Below are 24,391 nucleotides of genomic sequence, written 5' to 3'. Positions count from 1 at the left end.
GGGTGGGGGTAGCCCCCGGGGCCGGACGCCGGGGCACGCCAGTGTCAGGCGCCGGGCACGGCGGCAGAGTTGGCCGCATGATGCTGCGTTACGCCCTTCAGACCGTCAGGGACCGCAAGGCCGGTTTCCTCGGCGCCTTCGTCGCACTGCTGTGCGCGGCCGCCCTCGTCACCGCCTGCGGGACGCTCCTGGAAACGGGACTCCGCGGAAAGATCGGCACCGAGCGCTACGCGGCCACGCCGATCCTCGTCTCCGCCGACCAGAACGTCCACGAGACCACGGTCAAGGAGAAGAAGGGCGGCCGGACCAAGACCAAGCACAAGGCCAAGCCCGTCGCCGAGCGCGCCTGGCTCCCCGCCGCCACCGTGGACACGGTCCGCGCCGTGCCCGGCGTCGAACGGGCCGTCCCCGAGCTCACCTTCCAGGCCGTCCCCCTGGTCAAGGGCCCCGGCGGGCCGGTGCCCTCGTACGGGCACGCCTGGACCTCCGCCGCACTGAGCCCCTTCACCCTCACCGAGGGCCGCGCCCCGCAGAGCGGCGGCGAGGTCGTCGTCGACCGTGCGCTGGCCGCCCGCGCCGGGCTGAAGCCCGGCTCCGAGCTCGCCGTGCAGTCCACCGGCGAACCCAGGACGTACCGGGTCAGCGGGGTCGCGACGACGGACCGCGGCGACCTCGCCCAGCAGAGCGCGCTCTTCTTCAGCGACGACGAGGCCCAGCGGCTCGCCGCCCGCGACGGCCAGGTCAGCGCCATCGGAGTGCTGCCCGCACCGGGTGTCGGCGCCGCCGAGCTCGCCGCCCGGGTCGAGCGGGCGCTGCAGGGCACCACCGCGCAGGTCGCCACGGGCGACGAGCGCGGCCCCGTCGAATTCCTCGACGCCGCCGGCGCCCGCGTCAAGCTGGTCTCTATGGGCGGCGCGATGGGCGGCACCTCGCTGCTCGTCGCGATCCTCGTCGTCGTCGGCACCTTCGCGCTCTCCGTCCAGCAGCGCTACCGCGAACTCGCCCTGTTGCGGGCCATCGCCGCCACCCCGGGGCAGCTACGGCGCATGATCGGCCGGGAAGCGCTGCTCGTCGGCCTGGCCGCCGGCATCGCCGGAGCGCTCGCCGGGCTGCCGCTCGCCGCCTGGCTGCACGGCCGGTTCGTCGACAGCGGGGTCGTCCCCGTCACCCTGGAGCGCACCGCGGGCATCTTCCCGATGTTCGCGGCCGTCGCCGCCAGCCTGCTCGGAGCCTGGGCCGCCGCCCGGATCACCGGCCGCCGGATCGCCCGGATCCGCCCGGCCGAGGCGCTCGCCGAAGCCGCCGTCGAGCGGCGGCGGCCCGGCTGGATCCGCAGCGTGCTCGGGGTGCTGCTGCTGGCGGGCGGGGCGGTGCTGGTCGTCGTACTCGGCTCGCTGCGCACCGAGCCGGCCTCCACCCCGGTCACCTTCCTCGCCGTGGTGGTACTGGCCGGGGCGGTCTCGCTGCTCGGCCCGCTGCTCGTACGGGGCGCCACCGCGCTGCTCGCCGGACCGCTGCGGCTGGCCGGCCCGGGCGGCCACCTGGCCACGGCCAACCTGCGCGGGAACGCCACGCGCATGGCCTCCGCCGTCACCCCGCTCGCACTGCTGATCGGCATGACCTGCACCGTGCTCTTCATCACCCCGACGCTCGGGGACGCCGCCCGGGCCCAGGCCCGCGACGGGATCCGGGCCCAGTGGGTCCTGGCCGCCCAGGGTCCCGGGATCACGCGGGAGGCCGCCGAGCGGATCCGGCGTACCCCGGGGGTCACGGCGGCCACCGAGATCGTGCACACGTCGGTACGGGTGGGGCTGACGAAGTACGCCGCGCAGGGCGTGACCCCGGCCGGGCTGACCCGGACCTGGGACCCGGAGGTCACCGGCGGCAGCCTGGACGGCTTCGGCGAGGGGAGCGCGGCGGTGAGCGAACTCACCGCCGGTCAGCTGGGGCTGAAGCCGGGAAGCTCGCTGAAGCTGACGCTGGGGGACGGAACCCCGGTCACGCTGACGGTCTCGGCCGTGTACGCGCGGGGGCTCGGCTTCGGCGATCTGACGCTGCCGCACGGGCTGGTGGCCGCGCACGCGGACAATCCACTGGCCGGCGGCGTGCTGGTGGCGGCGGAACCGGGTTCGGGGACCGGACGGGAGCAACTGGCCGCAGCGGTACGGGTGTTCCCGGGCGTACAGGTGCTGTCCGCGGCGGACGCCGACGCGGCACGGGCGGAGCGGCAGGACGCCGGGGCGGAGATCAACCTGCTGGCGATGGGGCTGGTGCTGGCCTTCACCGCCATCGCGGTGGCGAACACGCTCGCGATGTCGACCGCCGAGCGGTTCCGGGAGTTCGCGATGCTGCGGCTGGCCGGGGCGAAGCGCCGGCAGGTGCTGCGGATGCTGCGGACGGAGGCGCTGGCGGTGGTTCTGATCGGGACGGCGCTGGGGTCGGGGATCGCGCTGGCGGTACTGACCGCGTTCAGCGTGGGCATGACGGGGGCGGCGGCGCCCGCGGTGCTGCCGGTGGCTTACGCGGCGGTGGTGGGGGTCGCCGGGGTGCTCGCCCTGGCAGCCACTGCCCTCCCGGGCCGGGTGGCGTTGCGGGTACCTCCGGTGGAAGTGGCCACGGCCAAGGGCTAGTGCGGCGCCGTCGGTCCGGGGGTGCTGCCCCCGGACCCCCGCGCCTCAAACGCCGGCGAGGCTTGAAGGAGCGCCTCGAACGCCGGCGGGGGTCCGGGCGGAGCCCGGGGAGCGTCAGGCGGGCACGACCGGGAGGCCGGACGACTTCCAGGCCTGGAAACCGCCCGTCAGGTCCGTCGCGCGGTGCAGGCCCAGGGCGTGGAGCGAGGCCGCGGCGAGGCTGGACGCGTAGCCCTCGTTGCAGATCACCACCACCTGGAGGCCGTGGCTCGTGGCCTCGGGGAGGCGGTGGCTGCCCTGGGGGTCCAGGCGCCACTCCAGCTCGTTGCGCTCGACCACCACCGCGCCCGGGATCAGCCCGTCCCGCTCGCGCAGCGCCTGGTAGCGGATGTCCACCAGGAGGGCCCCGGCGCGGGAGGCGGCGTACGCCTCCCGCGCATCCACGCGGGTGTAGCCCGCGCGGACCCGCTCCAGCAGCTCGTCGATGCCGACCGGGGTGCTCACTGCCAGTCCGCCGGACGCTCGACGTGCTCCAGGCTGAGCACCGGGCCGCTGCGGCTGTAGCGGCGGATCAGCGGGAGCGGCGGGTAGTAGGCGTGCACGGAGATCGCGTGCTCGGCCTGCGACTCGTTGAAGACCTCGTGCACGTGGTGTTCCCGGAAGGCGCGCCCCGAGCCCGCGGCCAGTGTGCGGCGCCGGTCGACGTCCGGGGCCAGTTCCAGGGACTTCCAGCCCTCCGAGGGCAGGCGCACGGTCAGCGAGTGCTCGGTGAGCCGACCCCGGGCGGTGGCGAACGCGCCCCGCGATTCGGCATGGTCGTGCCAGCCGGTGCCGGTGCCCGGCGGCCAGCCGATCAGCCATGCCTCGCTGCCGCCCGGCCCGTCCAGCCGGATCCAGGTGCGGCCCTCGGGATCGAGCGGCAGCGAGGCCACGACCGCGGGGTCGGCCGCCGTGCGGAGGGCGAAGCCGAGGAGCTCGGCGGCCGTGTGGCCCCCGGCCGCGGAGCCGGACTCCGGGGCGTACGAGGGTGCGGATACGGGTGCAGACATCAAAGGTGCAGACATCAAAGGGGACCGTTCCTGGGTTCGCGGAGGTGCGCGCAGGCCGGTGGACGGCACGGGGCGCGCGGAGGGAAGGGCGAATCAGCAGGAAGGGCGACACACGCAGCCCGCGTAGCGGAGCAGGTCCATATGGACCCTCCGCCACAGGCGTACGTCGTTGCCGGTCATTCCGCGAGTGAACCACGGAGTCCCGGAGACGGTCAATCGATCACCACGGTCGGTGTCGGCGCCGGGGTGGGTGTCGGCGCCGGGGTGGGAGTCGGTGTCGTCGTGGAGGGCGCGGGCCCCCGGGACGCGGGCGCGCCCGCCCGTACCGTGTCCGCTGCCTCGTACAGCTCCGCCGGGCGGACCCCGGCGAAGGTCGCCGCCAGGTGCCCGTCCGGCCGCACCAGCAGCACGGTGTGCGCCGGGGCCCCCGGGTAGCTGTCCGCGACCAGCAGGTCGGTGCGGACCGGCAGGGCGCTCACCGCCGCCGCGAGGCGGGGCATCAGCCCGGCGCCGAGCCAGTGGCGCCGGTCCCAGACCCCGGTGCCGGGAGCCACCAGGACCACCAGCAGCCGGCCCTGCCCGAGCAGGTCCCGCAGGGGCACGGTCGCCCCGTCGGGCGCGGTCACCGGGACGTTCGCCACCGGACCGCCCGGCTCCGTGGCCGTCGGCACCTCCCGGACGGCGACCGGTGGCGCGTACGTGGGTTCCGCGCCCAGCGGCCCGCGCCCCAGGTGGCCGTCGGTGAGCAGGGATTCGGCGGAGCGCGCGGCGCCGGGCAGGTAGGTGCGCAGGCCGCCGCCGGCCCGCAGCGCCGGGATCGCCTGGTCGGCGACGCGCAGCCGGGAGGCGACCGCGGTGCGCCGCTCGCTCTCGTAGCTGTCGAGCAGGGCTTCGGAGGCTCCCTGGTGCCAGGCCAGGGAGAGCTTCCACGCCAGGTTCTCGGCGTCCCGGAGCCCCTCCTCGACACCCTGGCTGCCGAGTGCGCCCAGCAGGTGCGCGGCGTCTCCGGCGAGGAAGGCACGGTCGTCGCGCCAACGGCGGGCGAGGCGGTGGTGCAGGGTGTGGACCCCGGTGTCGATGAGGTCGTACGGGGGTGTCGTGCCGCCGCACCACACCGCGAGGGTGTCGCGGATCAGGGTCACCAGCGCGTCGGGAGTCACGAGTTCCCCGCGGGGCGGGAGCAGCCAGTCCAGCCGCCACACCCCGTCGGGCAGCGGCCGCGAGGTGACCTCCTGCGGCGGGCTGCGGTGCAGCAAGGCCTCGCCGGGCCAGGGTAGTTCGGTGCGCAGCGCGGCCACGGCGTGCCGCTCCACGGCGGTGCGGCCCGGGAAGCGGATGCCGAGCAGCTTGCGCACGTTGGAGCGGGCGCCGTCGCAGCCGACCAGGTAACTCCCGCGCCACCAGGTGGTCTCGGCGCCCCGGGTGTGCGCGGTGACGCCGCGGCCGTCCTGCTCCAGGGAGTCCAGTTTGCTGTCGGTGACCAGCTGGACGAGCGGATGGGCCGCGGCGGCCTGGCGCAGTCCGCGCGTCAGCGCGTGCTGCGGTACGTGCAGCGGGGCAGGGTGGTCATCGAAGGTGATCCGCCGCTCGGGCCGGCTGCGGCGCATCGTGCGCCAGGCGGCGAAGTACGCCCCCTCGTCGCGCAGCGTCGTACAGCCCAGCCGGTGCGCCATGGCCGCCGTTTCGGCGTGCAGGACGACGGTACGGGCCGGGCGGACCTCTTCCTTGCCGGGCCCTTCGTCGAGCACGACGGAGGGCACGCCCGCACCCGCCAGGGCGAGCGACAGGGACAGCCCGACGGGTCCCGCGCCGACGATGATCACCGGGTCCATGGCGCGGCTCCCGATGTCCGGTATGTGATCACAGAACGTATGCAACCCACTGTAGGTGCCTGCGTCAAGTGACACCGGTCGGCAGAGCGGTAACTGGAACTGCAAATTCCGAAGTGGCCGCCACTTCCGCCGGGACCGGCACCGCCGTGCACCGCCGAGTCGCGGAGCGGCCCAGCCGTTCTGCGGGGTCGTGATCGTGCCTTCACTGCGGGCGCAGCCACTCGGAAGCCTGATTATCGACGCCACGTGGCCTGAATTCACCCTTTCGCGATTCGGCCGGTTTTTCGGAATTCATCCCCCCCTGCTCTTCTTGGGGGTGGGCTGATCAGCGTTTTCCCCGTTCCTTTCCGTAGCCGGGAAATGTGATGCTCAAGTAACCCTCAGGAGTTCGCTTTTCCGATTGCCCGGCTCCGGCGGGCGTGGAACCGTCATGACTGTGCGGGGGAGCGGAAGGCCTTTCGTGCGCAGCGGGGGGAAGTACGTCGCTCGAATTGGATTCGGCGGAGTTCCCCCGGCGGCTGCCTCCTGTCCCCTGGGAATGTCCGGATCCACCGAGAAAAGGATGGGCGACAATGAAGAAGCGGTACACGGCACTGCTCGCCGGTGCGGCGACGGCACTCCTCGGACTTCAAGGCGCGGCGACCGCGACCCCTGCGAGCTGGCCGACCGGGTGCGTCAACTACCAGTCCTCGACCGGTGGGGGCTGGTTAGCCAAATGCGGTCACAGCAATGGCGGACACTACAAGGCGGCCGTCATCTGCACGCGTGACCGTGGCGGCCCCGACGTCACCGTCCATTCGGTGACGTGGAAGGACCATGGCGATCCTTCCTTCATCGCCTGCCCGCCGCTCACCTCGGTAAAGAGCGGCGGCATCATTACAAGGTCCTATTGACGGACCGGATCGATCGGCCCTCCTCCCTCCCGGTCGCCGCCGAAGCCGGAGGCCGCATCGGTCGGTACAACGCAGTGTGGTGCGGCGGATGATTTCCGCCGCACCACACGGGCTACGCAATATGGCTGACCGTTCATCGGCCCTCGAAGGGCCCTGAACCTGAACCGGGAGGGCGGTCAGATCCCGCCCGAGTTCGCCCCGGTGGCCATGTCGTTGACATCGTTGACGCCGACCACCGCACCGGTGCTCTTCTTCGACTTCCGCAGTCGGCCTTCCAGCATGGAGGCGGACGAGGTGAGGGCGAAGTTCACGGCGATGTAGATCAGCGCGATCACGACGAGGGTCGCGATGGTGTTGCTGTAGTTGGCCGAGATCTGCCGGTTCGTGGAGAGCAGTTCCGCGAAGCCCAGCAGGGCGCCGCCGATCGCGGTGTCCTTGAGGATCACCACGAGCTGGCTGACCAGGGCCGGCAGCATCGCCGTCACGGCCTGCGGGATCAGCACGTGGAACATCGTCTGGCCCTTGCGCATGCCGATCGCCTTGGCGGCGTCGCTCTGGCCGTGGGGCAGGGAGAGCACGCCCGCCCGGACGATCTCGGCGATGACGGCCGAGTTGTAGAGGACCAGGCCCGTGACCACCGCCCAGAAGGGGCGGGTGTCGGACGGCACGTCGATCAACCGCGGCGCCATCAGCGCGAAGCCGAACAGCATCAGCATCAGCACCGGGATGGCCCGGAAGAACTCCACCCACGTGCCGACCAGCCACCGCACCCACGCGTGGTCCGACAGCCGGCCGATGCCCAGCAGCGCGCCCAGCGGGAGGGCGATGGCCATGGAGAGCGCGCCGGCCTTGAGGGTCTCCAGCAGGCCGGGGATCAGGTACGTGGTCCAGACCCGGCTGTCGGTGACGAACGGCGTCCACTTGTCGGCGTCGAGCTGGCCCTTCTCGCTCATGAGGGACAGTGCCCACCACATGACGAGGCCGAACAGCACGACGAAGATCCCGCTGTAGATCCAGTTGCGCACCTTGGCCTTGGGGCCGGGGGTGTCGTACAGCACGGAGCTCATCGCTTCACCGCCACTCGCTTGGCGACCCAGCCCAGCAGCAGACCGGTGGGCAGGGTCAGAAGGACGAAACCGAGGGCGAAGATCGCGAAGACCGCGAAGAGCGCCTGCGGCTCGTTCTCGAGCATTTCCTTCATCAGCAGGGCCGCCTCGGCCACGCCGATGGTCGCCGCCACCGTGGTGTTCTTGGTGAGCGCGATCAGTACGTTGGCGAGCGGTGCGACGACCGCCCGGAAAGCCTGGGGGAGCACGATCAGGGTGAGTACCTGGAAGAAGCTCAGTCCCAGCGCGCGGGCCGCCTCGGCCTGGCCGACGGGCACGGTGTTGATGCCGGAGCGCAGGGCCTCGCAGACGAAGGTGCCGGTGTAGGCGATGAATCCGAGGACCGCGAGCCGGAAGCCGATCTCCTTGAACGTGCTGCCGCCCAGGGCGATGCCGAGGGTCTGGTTGAGTCCCAGCGAGCAGCCGATGATCAGCAACGTCAGCGGGGTGTTGCGCACCAGGTTGACGTAAGCGGTGCCGAAGCCCCGCAGCAGCGGGACCGGGCTGACCCGCATCCCGGCCAGGGCGGTGCCCCAGACCAGGGATCCGGCCGCCGAGTAGAGGGTGAGCTGAACCGTCACCCAGAAGGCTCCGAGCACGTCGTACTGCCCGGAATCAAGAAAATCGAACACGATGCCCTGCGCTCTCCCCAGGATGGCCGGTGAGGTGCGCCGCCGCCCGCGGCAGGCGGGCGGCGACGCCCCTCACCGATGAATCAGCTGCCTTCGGTGATCTGCGGGGCAGGCTCGCTCTTGAAGTTGGCCGGACCGAGGTTCTTGTCCACGGCCTTCTGCCAGCTGCCGTCCTCGACCATCTTCTTGAGCGCGGCGTTGATCTTGGTCTGGAGCTCCTTGTCGCCCTTCTTCAGACCGATGCCGTAGTTCTCGTTGCTCAGGCTCAGCCCGACCAGCTTGAACTTGCCCTTGTTCTTCTCCTGGGCCGCGTAGCCCGCCAGGATCGAGTTGTCCGTGGTCAGGGCGTCGACGGCCTTGTTCTCCAGGCCGGTGAGGCACTCGGAGTAGCCACCCTGCTCCAGCAGGTCGGCCTCGGGGGCCAGCTTGGTCTTGACGTTCTGCGCCGAGGTGGAGCCGGTGACCGAGCAGAGCTTCTTCTTGTTCAGGTCCTCGGCCTTGGTGATGCTCGTGTCGTCGGCGCGGACCAGCAGGTCCTGGTGCGCGAGGAAGTAGGGGCCGGCGAAGTCGACCTTCTCCTTGCGCTTGTCGTTGATCGAGTAGGTCGCGACGACGAACTTCACGTCGCCGTTCGCGATCAGGTTCTCGCGCTCGGCGCTGACGGCCTGCTTGAACTCGATCTGGTTCGGCTCGTAGCCGAGCTCCTTGGCGACGTAGGTCGCCACGTCGACGTCGAAGCCCGTGTACTTGCCGTCCGGGGTCTTGAGGCCCAGACCGGGCTGGTCGTACTTGATGCCGACGACGAGCTTGTCCTTCGCGCCACCGGACGCACCGCCGTCGGCGGCGGCGTCCTGCTTGCTGCCGCCACACGCGGTCGCGGTCAGGGCAAGGGCGACGGCGACGGCCGCGGCCGCAGCGGCCTTGGAGATCTTCATGGTGAACTTCCCTCGGATGAGACGTTGTTGAACGACGAGCGAGGCTTACGGCGCCCGCGCGGCCGACAGGAACGATCCGGCGGCGATCCGCATACGGATGACTACCAGAAGCAGACCTCAGTGGTGCAGGATCTTCGACAGGAAGTCCTTGGCGCGGTCACTGCGCGGGTTGCTGAAGAACTGCTCGGGGGTGGCCTCCTCGACGATCTTGCCGTCGGCCATGAAGACGACCCGGTTGGCCGCCGAGCGGGCGAAGCCCATCTCGTGCGTGACGACCACCATGGTCATCCCCTCGCGGGCGAGCTGCTGCATGACCTCCAGCACCTCGTTGATCATCTCCGGGTCCAGGGCCGAGGTCGGCTCGTCGAAGAGCATCACCTTCGGCTCCATGGCCAGCGCCCGGGCGATCGCCACACGCTGCTGCTGGCCACCGGAGAGCTGCGCCGGGTACTTGTCGGCCTGAGTGCCGACGCCCACCCGCTCCAGCAGGGACAGCGCCTTCGCCTTGGCCGCCGCCTGGTCGGTCTTGCGGACCTTGAGCTGGCCCAGCATGACGTTCTGCAGCACCGTCTTGTGCGCGAAGAGGTTGAACGACTGGAAGACCATGCCGACGTCGGCGCGCAGCCGGGCGAGTTCCTTGCCCTCCGAGGGCAGTTCCTTGCCGTCGAGCGTGATGGTGCCCGAGTCGATGGTCTCCAGGCGGTTGATGGTCCGGCACAGCGTGGACTTGCCCGATCCCGAGGGACCGATCACCACGACTACCTCACCGCGGGCAATGCTCAGATCGATGTCCTGAAGCACGTGCAGCGCGCCGAAGTGCTTGTTGACGTTGCTCAGTACGACCAGGTCGTCTGCGGCACCGGCCGCGTCCTGCACGTCCTTGGTCACTGATACTCCGCTCATCGGCTTCTTGCTCCGTCCTCCTCGGTTGGGAGGACAGTAGTGACGTGACGCGCACAACGTCATCACATCTGAGGGAGAATTGAGGATAACGATCCGGCCTCTTCCGGATACGCTCCGTGCGCACCACCGATGTGGTCGATCATGGACGCGTACCGGGTGCATAACGGAAGGCGCGCCGGGGCGGGACCCCCTTGACGTGGGACTCCGCATCGGCGTGGATGCATGGTGGCCCTACGTGCGGCCCTGCGTGTGACCATGCGTGGTGAAGCCCGAGTGAGAGAAGAGGAGAGGGGGACGGCATGAGACTGCTGCTCGTCGAGGACGACGATCACGTCGCGGCAGCCCTGTCCGCGATCCTCGCCCGCCACGGCTTCCAGGTCACCCACGCCCGCAACGGTGAAGAGGCCCTGCAGGCGCTCCTGGTCGCCGGCGCCCCGGCCGGCCCCCAGCCCTACGGTGTGATCCTGCTCGACCTCGGTCTGCCCGACCAGGACGGCTACGAGGTGTGCGGCAAGATCCGCAAGCGCACCGCCACACCCGTGATCATGGTGACCGCGCGGGCCGACGTACGCTCCCGCATCCACGGCCTGAACATGGGCGCCGACGACTACGTGGTCAAGCCCTACGACACCGGCGAGCTCCTCGCCCGGATCCACGCCGTCGCCCGGCGCACCGGCGCCGCCGACGAGGCCGCCGCCCCCGGCTCCGGCACGCCCACCACGGTCCACCTCGGCTCCGTCAGCATCGAGCTGCCCAACCGCCGGGTCAGCGTGGACGGCGCCGACGTACCCCTCACCCGCAAGGAGTTCGACCTGCTGGCCCTGCTCGCGCAGCGGCCCGGCGTCGTCTTCCGCCGCGAGCAGATCATCAGCGAGGTGTGGCGCACCAGCTGGGAGGGGACCGGGCGCACCCTGGAGGTCCACGTCGCCTCGCTCCGCTCCAAGCTGCGCATGCCCGCCCTCATCGAGACCGTCCGAGGGGTGGGCTACCGGCTCGTCGCCCCGGCCGCTCCCTAGGGGCCCTCTGCCGTGCGTGCCCGTCTGCTCCCGCTGCTCGTCATCCTGATGGCGGGCACGCTGCTCGCCCTCGGCTTCCCGCTCGCCGTGAGCCTGGCCGCCGGCCAGCAGCAGCGGGTGGTGGTCGACCGGATCGACGACAGCGCCCGCTTCGCCGCCCTCGCGCAGTTCTTCATCGATGCCGAGGGTTCGGGATCCACTACCGGAGCCGAAGAGCGCCGCGATGCCCTCGGGCTCGAACTCGCCCGCTACCAGACCCTGTACGGAATCCGCGTCGGCATCTTCCACCGCAACTACAACGCCCTGGCCCGGTCCCCGGGTTGGTGGCAGCTCCCGGAATCGGGCGAGGGCCGCCGGGCCTTCGCGGAGGCGCTGGCCGGCCGGCGCAGCCATGATCCCCCACAGGTGTGGCCCTGGCAGACCGACGGCAAACTGCTCGTCGTCTCCCCGGTCGTCCTCGACGGCGACGTGGTCGCGGTCGTCGCCACCGAATCGCCGACCGACCAGATGCGCGCCCGCATCCTGAAGGGCTGGCTGCTGATCGCGGGCGGGCTCGCCGCCGCCATGCTGGTCGCCTTCGGCGCTGCCCTCAAGCTCACCAGCTGGGTGCTCAAGCCCGTGCAGACCCTGGACGCGGCCGCCCACGGCATCGCCACCGGACGGATGAACTCGCGCGTCGCGGCCGCCGGCGGGCCCCCGGAACTCCAACGCCTGGCCCACTCGTTCAACGAGATGGCCGACAACGTCGAAGAGGTCCTGGAACAGCAGCGGGCGTTCGTCGCCGACGCCTCCCACCAGCTGCGCAACCCGCTCGCGGCGCTGCTCCTGCGGATCGAGCTGCTCGCCCTCGAGCTGCCCGAGGGGAACGAGGAGATCGCCTCCGTGCGCACCGAGGGCAAGCGCCTGACCCAGGTCCTGGACGACCTGCTGGACCTGGCGCTGGCCGAGCACACCTCCGCCGAGATCAGCCTCACCGACATCGGGGCCCTGGCGGCCGAGCGGGTCGCCGCGTGGCGCCCGTACGCCGAGGAGAAGGGCGTACGGCTCACCGAGACGGGCCGGACCGCCCTCACCGGGTGGGCCGACCCCATCGCCCTGTCCAGCGCGCTCGACGCGGTCATCGACAACGCCCTCAAATTCACCCCCACGGGTGAGGAGGTCGAAGTCTCCGTCTCCAGCGAGGGGCGCTCCGTCCGTGTGGTCGTCTCCGACCGCGGCCCCGGCCTCACCGAGGACGAGCTGCTCCGCGTCGGCGACCGGTTCTGGCGCAGCGGCCGCCACCAGAACGTCAAGGGCTCCGGGCTCGGCCTGTCGATCTCCCGTGCCCTGCTCGCCGCGGGCGGCGGGACCCTCTCCTACGAGAAGAACCCGCCGCACGGGCTGCGGGTGACGGTGACCGTCCCGCGCACCGACCCCCACGGCGCCTGACCCCCAGGTCTCGTGGGTCCGGCTACCAGACGAGGGTGGTGCGGGCCGCCTCCGACACCGCGTACAGCTCGTCGACGGCCCGGACCTCGAAGGCCGCCGCCCGCTCCCGCCCGGCACGCGGGACGGCGGGCAGGTACAGGGCGGTGCCGCAGGTACCCCCGAGGAAGCGCCGGGTGCCGTCGGGGAGGGCCCGCCACACCTCGTAGTGGCGCGGCCGCCCGCCGGGACCGGCCGACGCCCGCCAGGACAGGCGCAGCCAGGCCCGGCCGTCCTGTCGGGACGAGGCGTCCACGACCGGGGCGGTGGGCGGGGCCGGGCGCCGGGTGCGGGTCTCGTCGCGCACCGACACGGCGCCGATCCGCCACACCACCGGCTTCTTCCCGAGCGCGGTGATCCGTACCGCCAGGCCGTACGCGGTCCTGCCCGCCAGCGACGCCAGCCCGGCCCGCGTCGTGCGCCAGCCCTGCCCGGCGTCCCGGGTCCCGGCCGGCAGCCACGTGTAGGGGACCGGCTCGCCGGGGCCTGACGGCTCGCGGAGGGCCACACCGACCTCCACCGCTATCTCAGCCGCGGTCTCAGCCGCGGTCTCCGTCGTGTTCTCCGCCGGGACCGGCTCCGGCCCGGTGGCGTGCACGAGCTCCAGGACCGACCCGCGGGTCAGCGGCAGCCGTGTGGAGTGCAGCCCGATGATCGCGGGCGCGGTCAGCGCGCCTTCGACGAGCAGGCTGGAGCCGCCGCGCCAGGCGTCCGCGAAGTCCAGGCCGACCGAGGGGCGCGCCCCGGCGGTGTCCACCGCCCAGCGGCGGCCGGGGAGCCGGTCCTGGAGCCCGAGGTGGTTCCAGGGCACGTCCGAGACGACCCTGCCGCCGTCGTACCAGCGCAGCCCGTGCCCGGTGTTGAAGGAGCAGGCGAAGGGGAGCGCGGTGACGGTGGACCGGTCGGCGACGACCGTCGCGGGGGCCCGCCAGCGGGACCCGGACGCGGACCCGGACGCGGACCCGGACGCGGACCCGGACGCGGACCCGGACCCGGACCCGGATTCGGGCGCGGGCCGGGCCGGGTCCAGGGACTCGCCCGTCCAGAACCGGTCGTCGGCGCGGTGGAAGGCTCCGGGGGAGCGGTCGGTGAGGTGGTTGCGGGTCCATTCGGGCCGGTAGAAGCCGTAGCTGACGACGTGGTCCCGCCCGCGCGGGACGATCGCGTCCCAGTCGACGACGGAGTCCCAGCCGCGGGACTCGGTGTCCACGGCGGCCCACAGTTCGTGGCGGGAGCGGCCGAGGCGGCCGGCGAGCGTGCCCGAGGCGGCCAGGGTGTCCGGGGTCCAGCGGAAGTCCACGAACATCGTGTCCGAGACCTTCCCGGCCCGGTCCTCGAAGAACTCCTGGTTGAGCGCGTTGAGGGCGCCCTGCCAGCCCACCCGGCCGGTGCTGTTCATGGCGTCGTACCAGGTGATGCGCAGACCGTGGGGCTCGCCGGCCGCCCGCAGGGCGCGCAGGAACTCCCGCATCCGGGTGGCGAGCGCGCTGTCCCCGCCGTCGGTCTCGGCGTTCACGAACCAGCCGTCGAAGCCGTAGGTCCGCGCCACCCGGACGAGCTTGTCGGCGATCGGGAAGCGGCCGAGGGAGTCCCGCCGCACCAGGTCGCGGGTCCACCGGAGGTCGCCGCCGTAGGCGACGGGCGGCAGGAACACGTTGCCCAGCACCCGGACCCCGTTGCGGTGGGCGGCGTCGACCACGGGCGCGTTCGGCGCGAGCACGATGCCCTCGCCGGCCGAGCCGCCCCAGAAGACCAGCTCGTCGATGTACGCCCAGTGCGTCAGCGCGTAGTGGTCGGCGGTCGGTGAGCCCTGGGACGGGTTCCCGGCCGTGGGCCCGAAGGAGACCAGGGAGGAGATACGGGCCTGGCCGACGCGGGCGTCCCGGTTCGCCGGGACCGGGGTGAATCGTTCCGCCAGGGGCACGGTCGAGGTGTTGTGGGCCAGGTCGGGGTCGCTCTCGGGGGTCCACCGGCTGAGCGAGCGCCACACGATCCCGGGTCCGGGGGTCCCCGACGGGAGGGAGTCCGGGAACCAGTACGAGGCGTACGGGGCCAGGCCGGCCGGGGCCGGTGCCGGCGTTCCCACGGGTAAGGGGGCGGGCGCGGCGGCGGCCCGGGCGCGGCCCGCCAGGCCCAGCAGCGCGGCGGCCCCGGCCCCGGTGGCCAGCACCCTGCGCCGGGTCGGCCGTACCGCGGCGGGCGGCGTACGGGGATCGACGCCGTTGTCGGTCTCGGGCATGCGGGGCTCCTCACGAAGGGATCGGTGGATCGAAGGATCGGGGGATCGCTCGGTCAGGTCAGGTCAGGTCAGGGCAGGAAAGGTCAGGGCAGGAAAGGTCAGGTCAGGTCAGGTCACGTCGCGCACGCGCAGCACCTCGGTGATGCCGCGCGCGGCCAGATGGGCGGGGTCCGCGGCGCGTTCCGCGAGGACCACCGCAGGGCGCACCCCCTGGGCCGTCAGCGAGGCCCAGGCTTCGAAGAACGCGCCGCCCGGGGCGCACACCGAGCGCCCCGGAGCCCCCGCCGCCCCGCCGGCGTCAGCGCCGGTGACCTCGCCCGCATCCCCGCCGACGTCCACGGCGAGCGCGGTGGACCGCGGTGCCGGGCGGTGTGCGCGGCCCCGCCACCGCGCGGCGATCCGGGAGACGGCGGCGCCGACCGGCTTGGTCCGGCGGTCGTTGGTGAGCAGGCCGAGGCCGTACTCCAGCTCCGGGAAGTCCGCGAGCTCCCGGGACACGTCGTGCGAACACCACCAGGTCACGCCCCACAGGTCCGGGCAGTCCAGGGCGTTCGCGACGGTGGCCTCGGTGAAGTGCGCCGCGTGCTCGGGCGGGATCAGCGGCGCCGGGGCGCCGACCTCCTGGAGCCACACCGGGCGGTGCGGGTCCAGGGCCCAGGCCTTGGACAGCTCGATCAGGTACGCGGCATGGTGCTCGGTCGCCGTTCCGCTCCGGCCGTGGCGCTGCGCGGTGCCGTTGAACACCCAGGAGTGCACGGCGGTGGCCCCGCCCAGCCGGGCCGCCTGGGCCGCGGTGAAGGGGTGCCCGTCCTGGTACCAGGCCGCGTCGTACTCGGCATGCAGATGCAGCCGCCCCGGGGCGCCCGCCTCGCAGGCGGCGAGCATCCGCTCCAGCCAGCGGGCGGCCTGGTCCGGGGTGATCCGGTCGGGGTCGGGGTGCGGGGCGCCGGAGAACTGGTTGATCTCGTTGCCGACCGTCATGCCCAGGAAGTTCGGCCGGTCGGCGAGGGCCGCGGCCAGCGTGCGCAGGTACTCCTCCTGCCCGGCGACCACGTCCGGATCGGTGAAGATGCTGCGCCGGTGCCAGGTCCGGGTCCAGGCGGGCAGGAAGTCGAAACTCGACAAATGCCCCTGCAGGCCGTCCACGTTGACGTCGAGCCCGTGCTCGGCGGCCGCGTCGGCGAGCGCGACGAGCTGCTCGACGGCGCGCGGCCGGATCAGCGTCCGGTTCGGCTGGAAGACCGGCCACAGCGGGAATACGCGGATGTGGTCCAGCCCGAGTGCGGCGATCGAGTCGAGGTCGGCCCGTACCTCGGCGAGGTCGAAGTCCAGCCAGTGGTGGAACCAGCCGCAGGCCGGCGTGTAGTTGGCGCCGAAGCGGAGCGCGTCATCGGGCACGGGGCGTCCTGGAGTTCTGGAGTACGCGAGTACTGGAGGAATTCACCGGATGCGGCACAACCTGCCGGTGCGGGTGAGGAAAGTCAACAGGGCCCCCACTCGTGTACTTATGCGCTTCAGTCCAGTTGACACAAGGCTTCCATGGAGAAGAGTCTGAGGAAACTAATGCGCTTTAGTTGTGGGTTGGCGGCAAGGAAGTGTGTGGAAATGGACAGTGGTATCAGCGGTATTTCGGTCACGGGCCGCCGCCACCCCGGCCCGGGCACCGCTGCGCGCGCTGCGGAGCCCCGGCCTCGACCTCCTTACCGGGTCCGGGACTTGCCGGCCCCGGTGCACACCGGGTCACCGGCGGAACTCGCCCGGGCCGTCGCCGCCTCGGGCCGCCTGGAGGCCGCCGGGCAGCCGGCCGGGGTGGCCGGGCGCGAAGCTCCGTACGCGCATCGGACCGCCAGGGCCTCCTGTGGTGCCGGGCCGGGGACCTGGTGGAACGGGAGGCCGCAGCAGCCCGTGTTCAGCAGCTCCTGGCCGCACGGCACGGGGACGGCCCCGCTGGGGGCACGCCGTATGCGGTGACGTGATGCGGTGACGTGTCACGGAGTCCCGTCCCCGGCTCGACACCCCTCCCGGAAACCAATGGATCGTCATAAAAGCGGCCTGTCAGGGCAGGATCGCGTACGGTCCGGCCATTGCCGTCCGTATTCCGCCACGTGTGACGCACCCGAAGGACGAATGAGGCAGGCCATGGCCCGCAGACCCACGATCAAGGACATCGCCCGGCAGGCCGGTGTGTCGGAGAGCGCCGTCTCCTTCGCGCTCAACGACCGGCCGGGCGTCTCGCAGGACACCAGGGCCCGGATCCGACGTGTCGCCGAGGAACTCGGCTGGCAGCCCAACAGCGCGGCCCGGGCCCTGTCCGGCGAACGCTCCGGAGCCGTCGGCCTGGTCCTCGCCCGGCCCGCGCACACGCTCGGCGTCGAGTCCTTCTTCCTCCAGCTCGTCTCCGGCATCCAGGAGGTCCTCTCCGCCGCCCGGACGGCCCTGCTGTTCCAGGTCGTCGAGGACATCGACGCCGAATGCGCCGTCTACCGCCGCTGGTGGGCCGAGCGACGGGTCGACGGCGTCCTCGTCGTCGACCCGCGTACGAGCGACCCGCGACCGGCGCTCCTGGAAGGACTGGCCCTGCCCGCGGTCACCATCGGCGAGGCCCTGTCCTCCGCCGGCGGAGCGGCCGGCGGTCTCGGTGACGGGGGCGTCGGTGACGGGGGCGTCGACGGGGGCGGGCGAGGTCTCTCCCCGGCTCCTGCCCCGGCTCCCCCCACGACCCTGTCCTCGGTCCGGGCCGACGACGCCGGCGCCATGGCCCAGGTCCTGGAGCACCTGTACGGGCTGGGCCACCGCCGGATCGTGCACGTCGCCGGGCTCCCCGGCCTCGCCCACACGGTCCGCCGGATGGAGTCCCTGCGGGCCGAGGCCGCACGTCGCGGTCTCGGCGCGGACCAGGTGCGCTCGGTGGTCACCGACTACTCCGACGCCGAGGGCGCGGCGGCCACCCGACGGGTCCTCGCCGAGCCGAATCCGCCCACGGCGCTCGTCTACGACAACGACGTGATGGCCGTCGCCGGGAGCGCGGTCGCCGCCGAGCTGGGCATCCCCGTCCCGGGCCGGCTGTCGATCGTGGCCTGGGACGACTCCGCGCTCTGCCGGGTCACCCATCCCCGGCTCACCGCGCTCGTACGGGACACCGCCGGCTTCGGCCGGCTGGCAGCCGAGGAACTCCTGGCCGTCCTCGCGGGCAGCCCGCCCGGCGTGCGGATCAGCGAGCGGCCGAGGCTGGAGCCTCGCGAGAGCACGGCGCCGCCCCCGGCGCATACTTAATCCTGAAACCTTCCTGGAGCCGCCACCGTGATCATTCCCAGCGCCCCGTTCCCCGCACCGCGGGCCGCCGCAGCGGCCTCCGGACCGACGGTGGCGATCGACATCGGGGGTACGAAGATCGCCGGTGCGCTGGTGCACCCCGACGGCACGATGACGGCCACCACCCGCCGCCCGACCCCGCGCGGGGCGGACGCCGACGGAGTCATGGCGGCGGTCGCCGAGGTCGTCGCCGACCTCTCCGCATCGCCGCTGTGGGCCTCGGCGGTCCGCTGCGGGATCGGCAGCGCCGGCCCGGTGGACACCTCCCGGGGCACGGTCAGCCCGGTCAACATCGGGGCCTGGCGGGAGTTCCCGGTCCAGGAGCGCGTCGTGGCGGAGCTCGCGGCGCGCGGGGCCGACCTGCCGACCGTGCTGGCCGGTGACGGGGTGGCGATGACCGCCGCCGAGCACTGGCTGGGCGCGGCCCGGGGCCACGCGAACGCCCTGTGCATGGTGGTCTCCACGGGCGTGGGCGGCGGCCTGATCCTGAACAACCAGCTCCACCCCGGCCCCACGGGCAACGCGGGCCACATCGGCCACATCAGTGTGGCCTTCGACGGCGAACCCTGCGCGTGCGGCGGCCACGGGTGCGTCGAGTCGATCGCCTCCGGTACGGCGATCGCCCGCTGGGCCCTGGACCAGGGCTGGACCCCGTCGGACAACGGATCGGACAAGGCAGGCGGCGGAGGCGATGCCACGGCGGCGGGCGTGGCCACTGCCGCCGCCGAGGGTGACCCGATCGCCCTGGCCGCCTTCGACCGGGCGGGCCGCGCCCTGGCCGCCGCCATCGCGGCCACCGCGACCCTCGTGGAGACGGACATCGCTGTCATCGGCGGTGGGGTGGCCACCGCCGGCGACACCCTCTTCGCCCCGATCCGCAGCCACCTCGCGGCCTACGCCACGCTCTCGTTCGTCAAGGACATCCAGGTGGTGCCGGCGATGCTGGGCACCCATGCGGGGCTGATCGGCGCGGCCGCGGCGGCGACCATGCTGCTGCCTTCGGCGCCGTCCTCTTCGTGACGCTTGGGACGCTCGGGACCCTCGTGACCCTCAGGACGCTCGGGACCTTCAGGAGCCTCAAGGCTTGACGGACCGGTAGTACCGGCGCGCGCCCTCGTGCAGGTCCAGGGGGTCGGTGTAGATCGCCGTCCGCAGGTCCACGAGCTGCGCCGCATGCACCTGGCGCCCGACGAGGTCGCGGCTGAGGATCACCGTCCGCGTCAGCTGCTCGGTGAGCTGGGGGTCGGTCCCCGCCGTGGTCACCAGCAGGTTCGGCACGGCCAGGGTCGACACCGAGCTGGTGTTGCGCGCCCGCGCGTAGGCGTCCTGCGGCATCACGGCCGTCCGGTAGTAGCGCCCCGGGCTGCCGCTCTCCTGCAGCTGTTCCACCAGGTCGCCGAGTTGCACGAGCCGGATGTCGAAACGCTCCGACAGCTCGCGCACGGCGTTCGTCGGCAGGCCGCCGGACCAGAAGAACGCGTCGATCCGGCCGGCCTCCAATTCGCCCGGCATGGTGTCGATGCCGATGGACACCGACGTGATGTCCAGCACCGGGTCGATCTTGGCCGCCCTCAGCAGCCGCTCCGAGACCAGCCGCACGCCGGACCCCGGCTGGCCGATCGCGACCCGCTTGCCGCGCAGGTCACGGGCCGACTGCACCGGGGAGTCGGTCGGGACCACCAGCTGCACGTAGTCGTCGTAGAGCCGTGCGACCCCGCGCAGCCGGTCCGCGCCGGGCTTCTTGTCGAGCTGGTACTTGGCGACCGCGTCCGCCGTCGCCACCGTGAAGTCCGCCTCACCGGTGGCCAGCCGCTTCAGGTTCTCCTGCGAGCCCTCGCTGGTCTCCAGATGTACGTCCATCCCGGGCATGTCCCGGCCGAGCGCCTGCTCCAGGAGCTGCCCGTACCGGTGGTAGACCCCGGTCCGCGCGCCCGTGCTGAAGGTGAGCTCGCCCTGCAGTTCCGGCTGCCCGAAGGGCTTCAGCCACCACGTCAGGACGCCGAGCACGGCGAGTACGGCCACCAGGACCCGCAGGGCGTGGCGCCTGCTGATCCGGGGCGGTACGAGAGGCATGGCCGCGATCCTGCCACCCGTCCGCCGTCCTGTCACGGCGCGGGCCGTCCGGGAGCTCCCGAGCGGAGCCTTCCCAGCAGCTTGCGCGCGGCCGGCCCGGGCGGTCCGTCCGTGCGCCAGGCCAGCGCGACCCTCCCGGTCAGCCCCGGCTCGGTGATCCGCAGCGCGCACAGTCTGCCGCTGCCGCTGCCGCTGCCGCTGCCGCTGCCGCTGCCGCTGCCGCTGCCGCCGGCGGTGTCGTTGCCGACGCCGGCCCGTGGGCCCGCTCCCGACTCCGCCCCGGACGGCACCACCGCCACCCCCAGGCCCCGCGCGGCCAGCCGGACCAGCACGGCGGGCGCCGCCGCCTCGAAGTCCACCCGCGGCGCGAAGCCCGCCTGCGCGCACGCCCGCTCCAGCACCCCGCGCAGCCCGGTCCCCCGCGGCAGGCTGATCAGGGCCCGTCCGCGCAGGGCGGTCAGCGGGATCGCGCCGTCCACGGCGGCCGCCACCAGCGGATCGTCCGCCCGTACCGCCGCGACCAGGGGTTCGTCGAGCACCACCTGGCAGGAGACGCCCGTCGGCGGCTCCCCCGCGAGGCCGACCACCGCCAGGTCCAGCTCCCCGCGCAGCAGCGCGGCCAGCATCCGCTCCGAGGTGTCCTCGGAGAGCGCGATCTCCACCCCGGGGTGCTCGTCGTGGAAGGCCCCGAGCACCTCCACCACGTCGAACCCGTCCACCACCGCCCCGGCCGCCCCCGGGACCAGCCCCAGGGCCACCCGCCCGCGCAGCAGGCCGGAGAACTCCTCGGCCGTCCGCCGCACGCCCTCCACCGCCGCCAGCGCGGCCCGCGCGTACGAGAGGACCGCCCGGCCCGCCTCCGTCGGGGTCACGCGCCGCCCGGACCGGTCGAGCAGCCGCTGCCCGAGCTCGCGTTCCAGCTGCGCGACCTGAGCGCTCACCCCGGGCTGTGACACGTGCAGCCGCGCCCCGGCCCGCGTGAAGCCGCCCTCTTCCACCACGGCCACGAAGTAGCGCAGCTGAGCCAGTTCCATAAGCACAGATTCTAGATCGTAGAAGGACCCACTCTTGGACTTATGTCCGGTTGCCCCTCGACCCTGAAGCCATGAGCCGATCAGCGCCCCGACCCAAGCCCGGACCCACGCCCGGACCCGTGCCCCGACCCGCGTCCCGCTCCACCTCTCCCGCCTCCGTGCGCCGCCGTACGATCGCCGCGGCCGTCGCCGCCGAACGCCGCGAGCTGGCCGACGTACTGGACGCCCTCACCCCGGACCGGTGGGACGCCCGGTCGCTCTGCGCCGGCTGGCGCGTCCGCGAGGTCGCCGCCCACCTGTCCCTCGGCTTCCGCACCACCCTCCCCGGCTTCGCCGCCGAACTGCTGCGGGCCCGCGGCAGCCTGCACCGGATGACCGATCGCACGGCCCGCCGCGACGCCGCCGCCTTCACCGCGCGCGAGCTCGCCGCGCTGCTCCGCGAGAACGCCGGACACCCCTGGAAGCCGCCCGCCGCCGGCCCCACCGGAGCCCTCGCCCACGACGTGGTCCACGGCCTCGACATCACCGTCGCACTCGGCCACCCGCGCCGCGTCCCCGAGGACCGGCTGCGGCTCCTCCTCGACGCGGTCACCCCCCGGTCCCTGCGCTTCTTCGGCGCCGACCTGACCGGTGTCCAGCTGCGCGCGCAGGACCTGGACTGGTCCTTCGGCGAGGGAACTCCGGTGTACGGAGAAGCCCAGGACCTGCTGCTCGTCCTCTTCGGCCGCCGCCTTCCCCCGGGTCGGCTGAACGGGGGACCGGAGGGCCACCGGGTACCGCCTACCCTTGTTGCATGACCAGCAGCGACCGGAGCCAGGCAGTGGACGTGAAGCGAAGCTACGAGGTGCGCACCTACGGGTGCCAGATGAACGTGCACGACTCGGAGCGGCTCTCCGGTCTGCTGGAGGACGCCGGCTACGTCCGGGCGCCCGAGGGCGCCGACGGCGACGCCGACGTCGTGGTCTTCAACACCTGCGCGGTCCGCGAGAACGCCGACAACAAGCTGTACGGCAACCTCGGTCGGCTGGCCCCGATGAAGACGAAGCGCCCCGGCATGCAGATCGCCGTCGGCGGCTGCCTCGCGCAGAAGGACCGCGACACCATCGTCAAGCGGGCCCCCTGGGTCGATGTCGTCTTCGGTACGCACAACATCGGCAAGCTGCCCGTGCTGCTGGAGCGCGCCCGCATCCAGGAGGAGGCGCAGGTCGAGATCGCCGAGTCGCTGGAGGCCTTCCCCTCCACGCTCCCGACCCGCCGCGAGTCCGCGTACGCCGCCTGGGTCTCGATCTCCGTCGGCTGCAACAACACCTGCACCTTCTGCATCGTCCCGGCCCTGCGCGGCAAGGAGGAGGACCGCCGGCCCGGCGACATCCTCGCCGAGGTGGAGGCCCTGGTCGCCGAGGGCGTCTCGGAGATCACCCTGCTCGGCCAGAACGTGAACGCGTACGGTTCGGACCTGGGTGACCGCGAGGCCTTCAGCAAGCTGCTGCGCGCCTGCGGCCAGATCGAGGGCCTGGAGCGGATCCGTTTCACCTCCCCGCACCCGCGCGACTTCACGGACGACGTGATCGCGGCGATGGCCGAGACCCCGAACGTGATGCCGCAGCTGCACATGCCGATGCAGTCCGGATCGGACACGATCCTGAAGGCGATGCGCCGTTCGTACCGGCAGGAGCGATTCCTCGGGATCATCGAGAAGGTCCGCGCCGCGATCCCGCACGCCGCGATCTCCACCGACATCATCGTGGGCTTCCCCGGTGAGACGGAGGAGGACTTCCAGCAGACGATGCACGCGGTGCGCGAGGCCCGTTTCGCGAACGCCTTCACCTTCCAGTACTCCAAGCGGCCCGGCACCCCCGCCGCCGACATGGACGGGCAGATCCCCAAGGAGGTGGTCCAGGAGCGGTACATGCGCCTGGTCGCCCTCCAGGAGGAGATCTCCTGGGACGAGAACAAGAAGCAGGTCGGCCGCACGCTGGAGGTCATGGTCGCGGAGGGCGAGGGCCGCAAGGACGGCGCCACGCACCGCCTCTCCGGCCGCGCGCCCGACAACCGCCTGGTCCACTTCACGAAGCCGGAGGCGGAGGTCCGCCCGGGTGACGTGGTCACCGTGGACATCACCTACGCGGCCCCGCACCACCTGCTGGCCGAGGGCCCGACGCTGACCGTGCGCCGGACGCGCGCCGGCGACGCCTGGGAGAAGCGCAACGCCGCCCCCGCCCAGCCGGCGGGCGTCATGCTCGGCATCCCGACGCTGGGCGTCCCGGCGCCGCTGCCGACCGTCGCCTCCGGCTGCTCGGTGCCCGCCTCCTCCTGAGCGACACGGGTCCCGCGCCTGCGGCTAGGCTGCGGATCATGCTCGTAGCCGCTGCCGTCTGTCCCGCCCCGCCGCTGCTCGTGCCGGAGGTCGCCGCGGGGGCCGCCGCCGAACTCGGCGACGCCCGCACCGCCTGCTCCGACGCGCTGGCGGTGCTCGCCGCGTCCCGGCCCGACCTGCTGGTCGTGGTCGGGGCCGCCGCCGAGGGCGGCGCGTACGACCAGGGCACTCCCGGCGGTTTCGCCGGCTTCGGGGTGGACCTGAGCGTCACCCTGGGCCCCGACCTGGGCGAGCCGCCGAGCGGCCACGCCACCGGGACCGTCCTCCCGGCTTCCCTCGCGGTGGCCGGCTGGCTGCTGGGACAGGCCCGCTGGGCGGCGGCCCCGGTCGCCGGAGTGGCGGTCGCCGCGGACCTCGCCCCGAGCGGCTGCGGCCTCCTCGGCGCGGACCTGGGCGGTTCCGCCGAACGCGTGGCCATGCTGGTCCTCGGGGACGGCAGTGCCTGCCGCACCCTCAAGGCACCCGGCTACCTCGACGAGCGGGCCGCCGCCTTCGACGCCGCCGCCGCCCGCGCGCTGGGCGCCGCCGACGTGGCCGCGCTGGCCGGGATCGACGCCGCTCTCGCGGCCGAGCTCCAGGCCGCCGGACGGGCCCCCTGGCAGGTGCTGGCCGGCGCCGCCGAGGGCGCGGAGCTGGAAGGGCGCCTGCTGTACGAGGACGCACCGTACGGCGTGGGGTACTTCGTCGCCGCCTGGTCGTAGCCGCGCCGCGGCCGCAGAGCCGACAGGGGCCGACAAGGCCGACAGAGCGGACAGGGGCGGCGTAGGGCTCCTGGAGCTCCTGGCGCTCCTGGAACGGCGAAGGGGGGGGGGGGGGGGGGGGGGGGGGGGGGGGGGGGGGGGGGGGGGGGGGGGGGGGGGGGGGGGGGGGGGGGGGGGGGGGGGGGGGGGGGGGGG

21 protein-coding genes are annotated in these 24,391 nt (G+C 73.0%); 9 read left to right on the top strand and 12 right to left on the bottom strand.

All coding sequences use genetic code 11. From position 1 onward, the window contains the following. The first annotated feature begins 77 nt into the window (after positions 1 to 77). Positions 78 to 2,630, top strand: coding sequence for an FtsX-like permease family protein (locus ACZ4YL_RS38685; protein WP_468122979.1), 2,553 nt, complete (start codon positions 78 to 80; stop codon positions 2,628 to 2,630). A gap of 114 nt (positions 2,631 to 2,744) precedes the next feature. Here the strand turns inward: ACZ4YL_RS38685 and ACZ4YL_RS38680 are convergent, their stop codons facing one another. From ACZ4YL_RS38680 to ACZ4YL_RS38665, 4 genes are all read right to left on the bottom strand, one after another. Then, positions 2,745 to 3,134, bottom strand: coding sequence for a rhodanese-like domain-containing protein (locus ACZ4YL_RS38680; RefSeq protein ID WP_468122977.1), 390 nt, complete (start codon positions 3,132 to 3,134; stop codon positions 2,745 to 2,747). Then, entirely contained in the window at positions 3,131 to 3,679 is a 549-nt protein-coding gene (locus ACZ4YL_RS38675; RefSeq protein WP_468122976.1) for a cupin domain-containing protein, read from the bottom strand. The genes ACZ4YL_RS38680 and ACZ4YL_RS38675 overlap by 4 nt, the downstream gene beginning before the upstream one ends. 93 nt (positions 3,680 to 3,772) lie before the next feature. Further along, positions 3,773 to 3,859 carry a putative leader peptide gene (locus ACZ4YL_RS38670; RefSeq protein ID WP_311318651.1) on the bottom strand — a complete coding sequence of 29 codons (87 nt, stop codon included), beginning with the start codon at positions 3,857 to 3,859 and terminating at the stop codon, positions 3,773 to 3,775. A gap of 32 nt (positions 3,860 to 3,891) precedes the next feature. Beyond that, positions 3,892 to 5,511, bottom strand: a complete 1,620-nt coding sequence (locus ACZ4YL_RS38665; RefSeq protein ID WP_468122975.1) for an FAD-dependent oxidoreductase — start codon at positions 5,509 to 5,511, stop codon at positions 3,892 to 3,894. 572 nt (positions 5,512 to 6,083) lie between these two features. Between ACZ4YL_RS38665 and ACZ4YL_RS38660 the strand changes: the two genes are divergently transcribed. Next, positions 6,084 to 6,404 carry a hypothetical protein gene (locus ACZ4YL_RS38660; RefSeq protein ID WP_468122974.1) on the top strand — a complete coding sequence of 107 codons (321 nt, stop codon included), beginning with the start codon at positions 6,084 to 6,086 and terminating at the stop codon, positions 6,402 to 6,404. Between the two features lie 176 nt (positions 6,405 to 6,580). On the opposite strand, the gene ACZ4YL_RS38655 is transcribed toward ACZ4YL_RS38660, so the two are convergent. The 4 genes from ACZ4YL_RS38655 to ACZ4YL_RS38640 all read right to left on the bottom strand — a co-directional run bounded on the left by ACZ4YL_RS38655 (position 6,581) and on the right by ACZ4YL_RS38640 (position 9,980). Further along, a complete protein-coding gene (locus ACZ4YL_RS38655; RefSeq protein ID WP_468122972.1) occupies positions 6,581 to 7,471 on the bottom strand; it encodes an amino acid ABC transporter permease in 891 nt (296 codons plus the stop codon). Next, positions 7,468 to 8,142, bottom strand: coding sequence for an amino acid ABC transporter permease (locus tag ACZ4YL_RS38650; RefSeq protein ID WP_468122971.1), 675 nt, complete (start codon positions 8,140 to 8,142; stop codon positions 7,468 to 7,470). The genes ACZ4YL_RS38655 and ACZ4YL_RS38650 overlap by 4 nt, the downstream gene beginning before the upstream one ends. An 83-nt stretch (positions 8,143 to 8,225) precedes the next feature. After that, a complete protein-coding gene (locus ACZ4YL_RS38645) occupies positions 8,226 to 9,077 on the bottom strand; it encodes a glutamate ABC transporter substrate-binding protein (protein WP_468122970.1) in 852 nt (283 codons plus the stop codon). Between the two features lie 117 nt (positions 9,078 to 9,194). Further along, entirely contained in the window at positions 9,195 to 9,980 is a 786-nt protein-coding gene (locus ACZ4YL_RS38640) for an amino acid ABC transporter ATP-binding protein (RefSeq protein ID WP_468122968.1), read from the bottom strand. 299 nt (positions 9,981 to 10,279) lie between these two features. On the opposite strand from ACZ4YL_RS38640, the gene ACZ4YL_RS38635 reads away from it, so the two are divergent. Continuing rightward, on the top strand, positions 10,280 to 10,996 hold the full coding sequence (locus ACZ4YL_RS38635; protein WP_468122967.1) for a response regulator transcription factor: 717 nt from the start codon (positions 10,280 to 10,282) through the stop codon (positions 10,994 to 10,996). A gap of 12 nt (positions 10,997 to 11,008) precedes the next feature. Next, the gene (locus ACZ4YL_RS38630) at positions 11,009 to 12,424 is read left to right on the top strand and encodes a sensor histidine kinase (protein ID WP_468122966.1); all 1,416 of its coding nucleotides are present in this window, start codon (positions 11,009 to 11,011) and stop codon (positions 12,422 to 12,424) included. A 22-nt stretch (positions 12,425 to 12,446) separates the two neighbouring features. Here ACZ4YL_RS38630 and ACZ4YL_RS38625 read toward each other — a convergent pair whose 3' ends face one another. Together ACZ4YL_RS38625 and ACZ4YL_RS38620 are read right to left on the bottom strand one after the other, a co-directional pair. After that, entirely contained in the window at positions 12,447 to 14,699 is a 2,253-nt protein-coding gene (locus ACZ4YL_RS38625; RefSeq protein WP_468122964.1) for an endo-beta-N-acetylglucosaminidase, read from the bottom strand. A gap of 108 nt (positions 14,700 to 14,807) precedes the next feature. After that, complete coding sequence (locus ACZ4YL_RS38620) at positions 14,808 to 16,097, bottom strand: glycoside hydrolase 5 family protein (RefSeq protein ID WP_468122963.1); 1,290 nt, start codon at positions 16,095 to 16,097, stop codon at positions 14,808 to 14,810. A gap of 741 nt (positions 16,098 to 16,838) precedes the next feature. On the opposite strand from ACZ4YL_RS38620, the gene ACZ4YL_RS38615 reads away from it, so the two are divergent. Continuing rightward, a complete protein-coding gene (locus tag ACZ4YL_RS38615) occupies positions 16,839 to 17,972 on the top strand; it encodes a LacI family DNA-binding transcriptional regulator (RefSeq protein ID WP_468122962.1) in 1,134 nt (377 codons plus the stop codon). 33 nt (positions 17,973 to 18,005) lie between these two features. Beyond that, the gene (locus tag ACZ4YL_RS38610) at positions 18,006 to 19,031 is read left to right on the top strand and encodes an ROK family protein (protein ID WP_468123010.1); all 1,026 of its coding nucleotides are present in this window, start codon (positions 18,006 to 18,008) and stop codon (positions 19,029 to 19,031) included. Between the two features lie 57 nt (positions 19,032 to 19,088). Here the strand turns inward: ACZ4YL_RS38610 and ACZ4YL_RS38605 are convergent, their stop codons facing one another. Both ACZ4YL_RS38605 and ACZ4YL_RS38600 read right to left on the bottom strand, forming a co-directional pair. Continuing rightward, positions 19,089 to 20,084 (bottom strand): TAXI family TRAP transporter solute-binding subunit, encoded by a 996-nt coding sequence (locus tag ACZ4YL_RS38605; RefSeq protein WP_468122961.1) that lies wholly within the window; start codon positions 20,082 to 20,084, stop codon positions 19,089 to 19,091. 32 nt (positions 20,085 to 20,116) lie between these two features. After that, complete coding sequence (locus tag ACZ4YL_RS38600) at positions 20,117 to 21,118, bottom strand: LysR family transcriptional regulator (RefSeq protein ID WP_468122960.1); 1,002 nt, start codon at positions 21,116 to 21,118, stop codon at positions 20,117 to 20,119. Positions 21,119 to 21,237: 119 nt separating this feature from the next. On the opposite strand from ACZ4YL_RS38600, the gene ACZ4YL_RS38595 reads away from it, so the two are divergent. The 3 genes from ACZ4YL_RS38595 to ACZ4YL_RS38585 are packed head-to-tail and all read left to right on the top strand — an operon-like array spanning position 21,238 to position 24,196. Then, positions 21,238 to 21,915: a maleylpyruvate isomerase family mycothiol-dependent enzyme gene (locus ACZ4YL_RS38595; RefSeq protein WP_468122959.1), complete on the top strand. Its 678-nt coding sequence runs from the start codon at positions 21,238 to 21,240 to the stop codon at positions 21,913 to 21,915. Further along, the gene (gene miaB / locus ACZ4YL_RS38590) at positions 21,912 to 23,435 is read left to right on the top strand and encodes a tRNA (N6-isopentenyl adenosine(37)-C2)-methylthiotransferase MiaB (protein WP_468122958.1); all 1,524 of its coding nucleotides are present in this window, start codon (positions 21,912 to 21,914) and stop codon (positions 23,433 to 23,435) included. The genes ACZ4YL_RS38595 and miaB overlap by 4 nt, the downstream gene beginning before the upstream one ends. A gap of 38 nt (positions 23,436 to 23,473) precedes the next feature. Further along, positions 23,474 to 24,196: a class III extradiol ring-cleavage dioxygenase family protein gene (locus ACZ4YL_RS38585; protein WP_468122957.1), complete on the top strand. Its 723-nt coding sequence runs from the start codon at positions 23,474 to 23,476 to the stop codon at positions 24,194 to 24,196. Positions 24,197 to 24,391: the final 195 nt, after the last annotated feature.

The organism is Streptomyces sp. NPDC030021, from assembly GCF_055574035.1.
This window is presented reverse-complemented; position numbering and strand designations above follow the sequence as displayed.